Source organism: Intrasporangium sp. Soil_C_50, from assembly GCF_057656595.1.
In genome coordinates, this window is the sequence record NZ_JBDGKB010000015.1 from 50,406 (window position 1) to 60,868 (window position 10,463).

Sequence of the window (10,463 nt, forward strand, 5' to 3'; positions counted from 1 at the left end):
CAAAGTGTTGCCTGATGGCCGCCTTGTACTGGACAATGTGCCCATGTCCACGCCGCCCACCGGACCCGCACCCCGGCCGCCCGTCGACGCCCTCGACTGCCGCATCCTGCTGCTGCTCCTGAACGAGCCCGGCATCGGCGTCCTCGGGGCCTCACGCCGGCTCGGCGTGGCCCGCGGCACCGTCCAGGCCCGGCTCGACCGGCTCCAGCGCTCCGGCGTCCTGCGGTCGATGGCTCCCGACGTCGACCCGGCCGCCCTGGGGTACCCCGTCACCGCCTTCTGCACCCTCGAGATCCGCCAGGGCCGTGGCGGCCACTCCCCCGTCGTCGAGCACCTGGCCGCGATCCCGGAGGTGCTCGAGGCGCACACCATCACCGGGTCCGGCGACGTGCTCATCCGCATCGTCGGGCGCGACAACGCCGACCTGCAGCGCGTCATCGACCTCGTCGTCGACGACGAGCACGTGACGCGCGCGTCCACCGTCATCTCCCTCGCCACCCGGCTCGACCACCGCACCGTCCCGCTCGTCGAGCACCTGCTCGACCTCGCCCGAGGAGGCACCACACCGTGACGCCCGACCACCCCCCGGTCACCGCACCCGACCTCACGACGCCGCTCCCCGACGTCCGACTCACCCACCCTGAGTGGAGCCGGTCGGCGACGATCTACCAGGTCAACCAGCGCAACCTGACGCCCGAGGGCACCTTCCGGGCCGCCGAGGCGCACCTGCCCCGCATCCGGGACCTCGGCATCGACGTCGTGTGGCTCATGCCGGTCAACCCGATCGGCGAGCTCAACCGCAAGGGCCCGCTCGGCAGCCCCTACGCCGTGCGCGACTACCTCGGCGTCAACGCCGAGTTCGGCACCTTCGAGGACCTGCGCCACTTCGTCGACACCGCCCACGGCCTCGGCCTCAAGGTCATCCTCGACTGGGTCGCCAACCACACCGCCTGGGACAACCCCCTCGCCGAGGAGCACCCCGAGTGGTACGCCCGCGACTGGAAGGGTGACTTCCGCCCGACTCCCTGGTGGGACTGGGAGGACATCATCGACCTCGACTACGACCAGCCCGGCCTGCGTCGCTACATGGCCGACGCCATGGCCTACTGGGTGCGCGAGGCGGACGTCGACGGGTTCCGTTGCGACGTGGCCGGCTTCGTGCCGCTCGACTTCTGGGAGGGCGTGCGGGCCGAGCTCGACGCCATCAAGCCGGTGTTCATGCTGGCCGAGTGGGAGTCCCGCGACCTGCACGCCCGCGCCTTCGACATGACGTACGCGTGGAGCTGGAACGAGACGATGCACCGCATCGCGATGGGCAAGGCCGACGTCGAGGCCCTCAAGGTCTACTACGCGTGGAACGACCGCTTCTATCCGCGCGACGCCTACCGCATGACCTTCGTCAGCAACCACGACAAGAACGCGTGGGAGGGCACCGAGTACGAGCAGTTCGGCGACGCCCTCGAGGCCGCCATCGTGCTGTCGGTCGTCGGCGAGGGCGTGCCCCTCGTCTACAACGGGCAGGAGGCCGGCAGCGACAAGCGCCTCGCGTTCTTCGACAAGGACGTCATCGAGTGGCGCGAGGACCCGCAGGGCGAGCTGTACCGCAGCCTCTTCACGCTGAAGAAGGCGCACCGGGCGCTGTGGAACGGCGCCTGGGGAGGGCGGATGGTGCGCGTGCCCAACACCGACGAGGCATCGGTCATCGCCTTCGTCCGGGAGGTCGAGGGCGACCGCGTCTTCGCCGCGTTCAACCTTTCCCCCGACGACGCCACCGTGACCCTCGGCGAGGGCCCGCAGGCCGGCTCCTGGGTCGACGCCTTCGACGGGACGCCGGTGTCGCTCGCCGTCGGCGACACCGTGACCCTGCCGGCGTGGGGCCATCGGGTGCTCGTCGGGGCCTGACCCGCTCCCCCGCGACGCGAGAGGCTCCCACGACCGGGTCGTGGGAGCCTCTCGCGTGCCGGGTCAGGGCTCCGTCAGGAGTTCGTGACCGTGATCGGGGCGCCGTTGCTGACGAGGCGCCAGTCCATGCTCGAGAACGTCGCCGGGTCGATGACCTTGTTGGTGGTGGCCCAGTCGATGAGCAGCTGGCGGATCTCGATCTGCCGGTTGTAGACGACCGGGGCCGTCGTGACGCCCGGGAAGCCGCCACCGCCGGACTGCCGGTAGTTGTTGATCGCGACGACGAACCGCGCGTCGGCGGCGACCGGCGCCCCGCCGTAGGCGAGGTTCGTGATGCGCGAGCCGACCGCCTTGGCGATGTCGACGTCGTAGGTGAGGTCGGCGTCGAGCCCACCCATGATGTCGTAGTTGTAGTCGGGCGTGCCGCCGGCGCCGGTGATGGCGTCGGCCGCGACCGGACCGGTCCCCGAGTACTGCACGAAGTACGACGCGCTCTTCTCGAGGTAGTCCTTGACCTGCGCGCCCGTCAGCACGATGCCGAGCAGCGTGTTGTCGTAGATGTAGAGGCCCGCGACGTCGCGGATCGTCACGTCGCCCTCGGGGATCGACGCGAGCTTGTTGAACGGCGCCGCGATCGACAGCATCGGCAGCGCGCCCTCAGGCGTACCGGCGAGGGCCTTCTTGACGGCATCGGCCTGCACGAAGTTGATGAAGTCCATGGCCGGGGTGTCCTCGTACCGCGAGGTGGCCGCCGACATGGCCTGCTTGCACGTGCCGATGACGCCGTTGACGTAGGCCAGGACCTTCTCGTGGGCGCTCTTGACGGCGCCGGTGACGGCCGGGTCCTCGGGCACCGCGTTGGCGTTCCAGAGCCGCCCGGCGGAGTCGACGACCTGCCACTGGCCCCGGACCTTCTGCAGCGAGAGCGTCATCTCGGCCACCCGCATGCCCCAGTAGAGCGGCTCGACGAGCAGCACCGGCTTGCCGGTCTGGGCGTTCGTGGCCTTGTCGACGACCTCGACGTGCGAGTGCCCGACGAGGACGGCGTCGATCCCCGGCACCTGCTCGGCCATGAGCCGGCTGGCGTTCTCGACGTAGGGCAGGGCGTCGCCCCAGGACGACTTGCCGTTGGTGCCCGAGTGGCACGACACGATGACGACGTCGGCGCCGGCGGCCTTGAGACGCGGCACGAAGACCTTGGCCTGCTCGATGATGCCGGGGAACTTCAGCTTGCCGTCGACGTTGGCCTTGTCCCAGATCGCGACGCCGGGGGTGACGAGGCCGAGGATGCCGACCTTGATCGGCTTGCGGTCCTCGAGCTTAACGGTCTTGATGACCCAGGGCTTGAAGGCGGGAGCGCCGGTGTTCCAGTCGACGGTGTTGGCCGACAGGAGCGGGAAGTTCAGCTGCTTCTCGAAGGCGCGCAGGGTGTCGATGCCGTAGTTGAACTCGTGGTTGCCGAGCGCCGCGGCGTCGTAGCCGACCTGGTTCATCGCGGCGGCCATCGGGTGGGTGGCCCCGCCGGTGATGGGGTCGATCTTGGCGTAGTAGTACGCGAGCGGCGTGCCCTGGATGGTGTCACCGGCGTCGAGGGTGAGCGTCGAGGCGGCGCCGAGGTCGGCGCGGCGCATCTTGACGATCGAGGACGCCTTGGCGATGCCGATGTCGTTGTGCGTCTTGTCGTCGTACTCGCGGTTGTTGAAGTAGTCCCAGTTGAAGACGTTGCCGTGCAGGTCGGTGGTGCCGAGCACGGTGAGGGTGACGATCTCGCCGTCGGTGCCGGCGCCCTTGCCGGCGGTGCCCGCTGCGCCGGCGGGCGAGGCGGCGGCCACGGTGGCGATGCCCGCCCCGCCGACGGCGGCCATCGCGAGCAGCTGCCGACGGGTCGTGGGCGAGGAGAGGAAGTCGGGGGTCTCGTTGGTGCTCATGTCGTCCTTGTCTGCCGCGCCGGGGTGATGCGCGGGGTCACGATGCGGTGTGGGGTCGGCCCCGCCGGGGCGGGACGGGCCTGACCCTAGCCGCGGCCGGGGACGAACGGGGCGATGAGGACGGGGCGCCTTCGTGAACAGCGACTGACGCCGCGCGACGGCTCAGCGGCGGCCGACGAGCCAGAGCCGGATCTTCTCGATCCTCTCGGTGACCTGGTCGCTGCTCGCGGCCGCGAGGTCGGGCCCACCGCACGCGCGCCGCAGGTCCATGTGGACGTTGGCGTGCGGGTAGCCCTTCTGCCGCGCGTAGGCGCCGACGAGCTGGTTCAGCTCCTTGCGCTGCGCGGCGAGCGCCCGGTGCGCGGCAACGGGAACCGGCCCGACGGCGTCCTTGGGCGCCTTGCGCACCTGCTTGCTCTGCCGCTCGCGCAGCAGCTGAGCCACCTGGTCGGGCTCGAGCAGGCCGGGCAGCCCGAGGTAGTCCTGCTCGTCCTCGGAGCCGACCTCGGCGTGCATCCCCCACTGCTGCTTGTCGAAGAGCACGTGGTCGAAGTGCGCCTCGGACTCGAGGGCCTCGAACTGTCCCTCGGCGAGGTCGCCGCTCGCCTTCTCCGGTCGCGCGGCCTCGTCGAGCAGGGCCTGCTCCTCGGCCCACATCTGCGCGACGTCGTCGGGGTTGGGCTTGCGGTCGAGGGCGTGGTCGCGCTGCTCCTCGAGGCGCTGGGCGTGGTCGAGGACGACGGGGACCGAGGGCAGGAACACCGACGCCGTCTCGCCGCGCCGGCGCACCCGCACGAAGCGACCGACAGCCTGGGCGAAGAAGAGCGGCGTCGAGGTCGAGGTGGCGTACACGCCGACGGCGAGGCGCGGCACGTCGACGCCCTCGGACACCATCCGCACGGCGACCATCCACCGCGACGTGCCGTTCGAGAACTCCTCGATGCGTTTCGAGGCGCCCTGGTCGTCGGAGAGGACGACGGTCGGCGACTCGCCGGTCAGCCCTCGCAGGTGGGAGGCGTAGGCCCGGGCCTGGGTCTGGTTGCTGGCGATGACGAGGGCCCCGGCGTCCTCGATGTGCCGGCGCACCTCGGTGAGGCGCTTGTCGGCCGCGGCCAGCACCGCCGGGATCCACTCGCCCTTGAAGTCGAGCGCCGTGCGCCACGCGTTGGCGACGGCGTCCTTGGTCATCGGCTCGCCGAGGCGCGCCTCGAGCTCGTCGCCGGCGCGGGTGCGCCACCGCATCGTGCCGCCGTAGGCCATGAAGAGGACGGGTCGCACGACGCCGTCGCGCAGCGCCTCGGCGTAGCCGTAGGCGTAGTCGCTCGAGCTGACGAGCACGCCCTCCTCGTCGAGCTCGTAGCGCACGAACGGGATCGGCGAGGTGTCGGAGCGGAACGGGGTGCCGGTCAGCGACAGGCGCCGCGCCGCGGGCTCGAAGGCCTCGCGGATGCCGTCGCCCCAGCTCTTGCTGTCCCCACCGTGGTGCACCTCGTCGAGGATGACGAGGGTGGGCCTGGACGTGGTCAGCTCGCGGTGCAGCGACGGGCGCGAGGCGACCTGCGCGTACGTGACGGCGACGCCGTGGTAGTCCTCGCTGTGCCGCCCGATGCTGTTGCTGAACTTCGGGTCGAGGCTGATCCCGACGCGTGCAGCAGCGTCGGCCCACTGCGTCTTCAGGTGCTCGGTGGGCGCGACGACGGTGATCCGGTGCACGATGCCGGCCGAGAGCAGCTCGGTGGCGACGCGCAGGGCGAAGGTCGTCTTGCCGGCGCCCGGCGTGGCCACGGCGAGGAAGTCGCGCGGAGACTTCGCCTGGTAGAGGTCGAGGGCCTCCTGCTGCCAGGCACGCAGCTTGCTCGCGGTACCCCACGCGGCCCGCTCCGGGAAGGCGGGTGGGAGGTGGAAGGCGGCCCCTGAACTCATAGGCCGCCCACGGTAGCCGCTCCCCTCCGGCGACATGCCGAGGCCCCGCCGTGTTGGCGGGGCCTCGGTCGGGATGCTATGTGCCGCAGGCGAGCCGAGCGTCTACGCCCGTCTTTGCGACATCGTCGCAGGTCAGGCGCGGTAGGCCGTCCACTGCGCCTGCATGCGGGTCTTCTGGCCGGTCGTGAACTCGTTCATGCACGAGTCGTAGGTGTAGTCCATGAAGTTCTTGATCGGGTCGAGGCCGGGGCTCGTGCACGTGTCGCGGCCGGTGGGGCAGCCGTAGGCCGGGCTCGCCTCGGCGGGGGTGTCCTCGACGTAGTCGCCCGAGCCCGAGCAGCCGCCCTGGAAGGTGTGGTAGAGCCCGAGCCAGTGGCCGACCTCGTGGGTCGCGGTGTCGCCCTGGTTGTAGTTGGTCGCCGACCCGCCGGGCATCGACGCGTTGAGCATGACGACGCCGTCCTGCGTGCCCGGGTTCTTCTTCGGGAACGTCGCCCACCCGAGCAGGCCGTCACCGATGTTGGCGGCGTAGAGGTTGAGGGCCGCCTTGCCGCCCTTGTGCAGGGTGTTCTTCATGTCGCGCTCGGCCGTGGATCCCGGGGTCACCGTGTACCACGTGGCGTTGTTCGTGACGTCGGTGCCGGCGAGCCGGAAGCTGAACCCGGTGCCGCTGTAGGCGTTGTTGAGCACCGAGATCTGGCTGTTGATCGTCGACGCGCTGATGGCTCCCTGCGAACCGCTCGTGATCGTGTGGAAGTACACGTCGATCGTCGGGCTCGTGAAGGCGGACCCGCCCCCGGGCCTGGCGGCGGCTCCGGAGGAGGTGAGGCTCATCCCCTTGGCCGCGAGCGCCTTGCCGAGGGCCGCCTCGTTGGCTCGCACCTGGGCGTCGGACAGCTCGTGCGGGTCCTTCGCGGTGCCGTGCATGCTGCGGGCGCCGACCGCCGCCGGGTCGAGGCAGGCCGAGCCGGCGCGGCCGTCGAGCGTCGGGGAGGCCATGGCCGGGGCGGCCAGGGAGGCGGCGACGAGCGCGAGCGGAGCAGCCAGCGCCAGTGAGCGGAGCTTCATGAGGGAGAACCTTTCTCGCTGTCACGTCGCCCGATCGGGTGACGCTAGCCAGCGAGCGTAGGAACGCCCGGGTCAGCGCGAAGGCCGCAGCCGGTAAAGACTGTGTCAGGAAACTCTCAGGAGTCGCCGTCGCCGCTGCCGCCCGAACCGCTGTCGCCGCCGTCCTGGGGGTCGCGCAGGCCCTCGTAGATCTCCTTGCACACGGGGCACACCGGGAACTTCTGCGGGTCGCGTCCGGGCACCCAGATCTTGCCGCAGAGAGCGACGACCGGTTCGCCGCTGAGGGCGCTCTCGAGGATCTTCTCCTTGCGCACGTAGTGCGAGAAGCGTTCGTGGTCGCCCGGTTCCTGGAGCTCCTCGCGGACCTCCTCGCGCTCGATCGTCGCCGTGCTCGTGCTGCGCAGGGGCTGCGGCTCGTTCTCGAAGGGGTCGGGAGGCATCGTGCTCATGTCGCGAGTGTAGGACGCGTTGCGGCCGCCTCGAGCAGCCGTGCGCCCGCCGGGTAGGTGGCGAGCACGCCCGGCAGCTCTCCCGGTCGGCCGGACAGGAGCACGGCATCGACGCCCGCCCGTGGCGCGGTCGGGTCGGGCTCGAGCCCGAGGCGTCGTAACGTCTGGCGGGCCACCGCGACGGGCGAGTCGAAGATCGTGACGCCGGCCGGCACCGCGGCGGTGATGCGCTCGGCGACGAGACCGTAGTGGGTGCAGCCGAGCACGAGCGAGCGGACGCCGGCCGGAGTGCGCTCGGCGGCGAGGTCGACCGCCGCCTGCACCGCGTCGAGGTCACCGGACTCGATGGCCTCGGCGAGCCCGAGCGCGGCCACCGCGTGGGTCTCGACGTCGGCGGCGAACGCGTCGACGAGGCCGCGCAGGTAGTCGCTGCCCGTCGTCGCTGCGGTCGCCCAGACGGCCACGGGGCCACCCGCGGCCGCCGCCGGGCGGATCGCCGGGACGGTGCCGATGACCGGCACGTCGGGCTCGAGCTCGGCGCGCACGGCGTCGAGGCCGTGCACCGAGGCCGTGTTGCACGCGACGACGACGGCGTCCGGCTCGTGCTCGAGCGCGGCCCGGGCGAGGTCGAGCACGAGCCCCCGCACGTCGTCGGGGTGACGCGGGCCGTACGGCATGTTGTCGGGGTCGAGCGCGAGCACGAGGCCGAGGTCGGGCCGCAGGGTCAGCAGCGCGTCGGCGTAGGCGACGAGGCCCAGGCCGCTGTCGACGAAGGCGACGCGTCGGGGCCGGGTGGGGCTCGCGGTGTCGGGGTGCATGGGCCAGCCCGTCAGTTCATCGTCGGGTCGTCGGGGAAGCTCGCGACGTAGGCGAGGCTGTCTCGCTGGCGCCGCAGCACGGAGCGCCAGAGGTCGTCGGGGTCGGCGGTGAAGGCGTCGCGCACCTCGGCGTCGACGACGTACCAGTCGCCGCGGAGCACCTCCCCCTCGAGCTGCCCGGCGTCCCAGCCGGAGTAGCCGGCGAAGATCCGCATCCCGGCCAGCTCGGCCGCCACGACAGGCGTCGGCACGTCGAGGTCGACGAGGCCGATCGAGCCGAAGAGGCGCTTGACGCCGAGCGGCTCGGGCACGTCGCCGGGCACCGTCACCAGGCCGAGGGCCGACGACGTCGACACGGGGCCGCCCTGGAAGATGACGTGCGGCGCCGTGACGACGCGCTCCCAGCCGGGCAGGACCGAGTCGACGCCCGCCGTGAGCGGCTTGTTGAGCACGACGCCCTGGGCGCCGCCCTCGTCGTGGTGGAGCATGAGCACGACCGAGCGGTGGAAGACGTCACCGCCGACCGAGGGCGTGGCCACGAGCAGACGGCCGGTGTGGAAGCGCGGGCTCACGGGCCCAGCCTTCCACACCGGCCGGTCGGTTCTGCGGTCGCTCAGAAGCGCGCGCCGCGGCGGTTCGGACGCTCGTCGTCGCCCCAGCGGGACACGAAGCCCTCGTCGCGGCCACGACGCTGGTCGCGCCCGTCGCGGTCGTCACGGCCTCGGTGGGCACCGTGACCGCCGTGGTGCGGGCGGAACCCGCCTCGCGAGCCCTGGCGCGGGCCGCGCGGGCCGGCCGGTCCGCGTCGGTGCTGCTTCGGGCCGGCGATGAGGCGCTGGAAGTCCTCCTCGGCGATCGCGACGCCGCTCGGCGTCGTGGCGCCGGTGGCCGCGATGATCGCGTCGCCGGGCGTGGCCCGGACCGGCGCGATGTCGAGCCCGGCGTCCTTGAGCTGGCGCTCCATCGTGCGCCGCTGGTGCGGCAGGGCGAGGGTCACGACGGTGCCCTTGTCACCCGCGCGGGCCGTGCGGCCCGAACGGTGCAGGTAGTCCTTGTGGTCGGCCGGCGGGTCGACCTGCAGGACGACCGAGACGTCGTCGACGTGGATGCCGCGGGCCGCGACGTCCGTCGCGACGAGCACCGGGAGGTTGCCGTCGCGGAAGGCGCCGAGGACGCGGTTGCGCTGGCCCTGGTTGAGGCCACCGTGCAGCGCCGCGGCCATGACGCCCTGCTCGCGCAGCTGCAGCGCGATGCGGTCGGCGCCGAGCTTGGTGCGGCAGAAGACGACGGTGCGCCCCTCGCGGTTGGCGACCTCGGCGGTGATGACCTTCTTGTGCTGCGGGTCGATGAGGAGCACGTGGTGCTCCATCGTCTCGACCGAGGCGGTGGCGTCGTCGGTCGAGTGGATGACCGGCTCGTTGAGGTACTTCGCGACGAGGTCGTCGATGCCGCGGTCGAGCGTCGCCGAGAAGAGCAGGCGCTGGCCCTCGGTGGGGATCTTGTCGAGCGTCGTGGTGATCTCGGCCATGAAGCCCATCTCGGCCATGTGGTCGGCCTCGTCGAGGACCGTGATGGCGATGTCGTCCATCTCCACCGCGCCGCGCTCGAGCAGGTCGTTGAGGCGGCCCGGCGTCGCGATGAGGATGTCGATGCCCTTGTTGAGCGCGTTGATCTGCGTCGTGTAGCTGAGGCCGCCGGCGACGAGCTTGTGGCGCAGGCCGGTGACGTGCACGAGCGGCTCGAGCGCGTCGGAGATCTGCATCGCGAGCTCACGCGTCGGCGTGAGGATCAGGGCGTGCGGTCGGCGCGGACGACGCGGGGTCTCGGCCTCGAGCAGCCGGGTGATGACCGGCAGGCCGAACGCGAGCGTCTTGCCCGAGCCCGTCTGGCCGCGGCCGAGGACGTCCTTGCCCGCGAGCGCGTCGGGGATCGTCGCGGCCTGGATCGGGAACGGCGTCGTGATGCCGTCGCGGGCGAGGCGCTCGACGAGCGGCTCGGGCAGGCCGAGGGCGGCGAAGCCGTTGTCGGCGGCCACCGCGACCGGCCCGTCGGAGACGGGCTTACGCGTCGCCTTGGTCCAGGTGTCGGCGTCCATGCGCTCGGCCTCGGCGTCCTCGAAGCTCACGGGGGCGCGGTCGGCGTCCCGGTCGAAGGACCGGCCGGAGCCGCGGTCGTCCCGCTCGAAGCGCGGACGGTCGAAGGAGCGTCGGTCGTCCGAACGCTGGAAGCCACGGTCGCCACGGTCGCCACGGTCGTCGCGGTCGAAACGGGGACGGTCGTCACGACGCTGGAACCCACGGTCGCCACGGTCGTCGCGGTCGAAACGGGGACGGTCGTCACGACGCTGGAACCCACGGTCGCCACGGTCGTCGCGC

The 10,463-nt window shown here is 71.8% G+C and carries 9 protein-coding genes; 2 read left to right on the forward strand and 7 right to left on the reverse strand.

The features are described from left to right. Positions 1–43 precede the first annotated feature (43 nt). Positions 44–571, forward strand: coding sequence for an Lrp/AsnC family transcriptional regulator (locus AC3A5R_RS20530; protein ID WP_487622628.1), 528 nt, complete (start codon positions 44–46; stop codon positions 569–571). Further along, a complete protein-coding gene (locus AC3A5R_RS20535; RefSeq protein WP_487622629.1) occupies positions 568–1,902 on the forward strand; it encodes an alpha-amylase family glycosyl hydrolase in 1,335 nt (444 codons plus the stop codon). Before AC3A5R_RS20530 ends, AC3A5R_RS20535 begins: the two co-directional genes overlap by 4 nt. Before the next feature lie 74 nt (positions 1,903–1,976). On the opposite strand, the gene AC3A5R_RS20540 is transcribed toward AC3A5R_RS20535, so the two are convergent. The 7 genes from AC3A5R_RS20540 to AC3A5R_RS20570 all read right to left on the reverse strand — a co-directional run. Further along, entirely contained in the window at positions 1,977–3,830 is a 1,854-nt protein-coding gene (locus AC3A5R_RS20540) for a bifunctional metallophosphatase/5'-nucleotidase (RefSeq protein WP_487622630.1), read from the reverse strand. Between the two features lie 162 nt (positions 3,831–3,992). Next, positions 3,993–5,753, reverse strand: coding sequence for a DEAD/DEAH box helicase (locus AC3A5R_RS20545; RefSeq protein WP_487622631.1), 1,761 nt, complete (start codon positions 5,751–5,753; stop codon positions 3,993–3,995). 132 nt (positions 5,754–5,885) lie between these two features. Beyond that, the gene (locus AC3A5R_RS20550; RefSeq protein WP_487622632.1) at positions 5,886–6,821 is read right to left on the reverse strand and encodes a zinc metalloprotease; all 936 of its coding nucleotides are present in this window, start codon (positions 6,819–6,821) and stop codon (positions 5,886–5,888) included. Positions 6,822–6,937: 116 nt separating this feature from the next. Further along, entirely contained in the window at positions 6,938–7,270 is a 333-nt protein-coding gene (locus AC3A5R_RS20555) for a DUF3039 domain-containing protein (RefSeq protein WP_487622633.1), read from the reverse strand. Then, entirely contained in the window at positions 7,267–8,088 is an 822-nt protein-coding gene (locus AC3A5R_RS20560) for a glutamate racemase (protein WP_487622634.1), read from the reverse strand. Before AC3A5R_RS20560 ends, AC3A5R_RS20555 begins: the two co-directional genes overlap by 4 nt. Before the next feature lie 11 nt (positions 8,089–8,099). Further along, on the reverse strand, positions 8,100–8,660 hold the full coding sequence (locus tag AC3A5R_RS20565) for a YqgE/AlgH family protein (protein WP_487622635.1): 561 nt from the start codon (positions 8,658–8,660) through the stop codon (positions 8,100–8,102). Between the two features lie 41 nt (positions 8,661–8,701). Further along, the coding region (locus AC3A5R_RS20570) for a DEAD/DEAH box helicase (RefSeq protein ID WP_487622636.1) at positions 8,702–10,463 on the reverse strand (1,762 nt) is incomplete at its 5' end.

What these genes read in the sequence shown, in the direction of transcription:
- AC3A5R_RS20545 (WP_487622631.1), bottom strand. Translation starts at nt 5,753, where the DNA reads ATGAGTTCAGGGGCCGCCTTCCACCTCCCACCCGCCTTCCCGGAGCGG.
- AC3A5R_RS20530 (WP_487622628.1), top strand. Translation starts at nt 44, where the DNA reads ATGTCCACGCCGCCCACCGGACCCGCACCCCGGCCGCCCGTCGACGCC.
- AC3A5R_RS20560 (WP_487622634.1), bottom strand. Translation starts at nt 8,088, where the DNA reads ATGCACCCCGACACCGCGAGCCCCACCCGGCCCCGACGCGTCGCCTTC.
- AC3A5R_RS20540 (WP_487622630.1), bottom strand. Translation starts at nt 3,830, where the DNA reads ATGAGCACCAACGAGACCCCCGACTTCCTCTCCTCGCCCACGACCCGT.
- AC3A5R_RS20550 (WP_487622632.1), bottom strand. Translation starts at nt 6,821, where the DNA reads ATGAAGCTCCGCTCACTGGCGCTGGCTGCTCCGCTCGCGCTCGTCGCC.
- AC3A5R_RS20555 (WP_487622633.1), bottom strand. Translation starts at nt 7,270, where the DNA reads ATGAGCACGATGCCTCCCGACCCCTTCGAGAACGAGCCGCAGCCCCTG.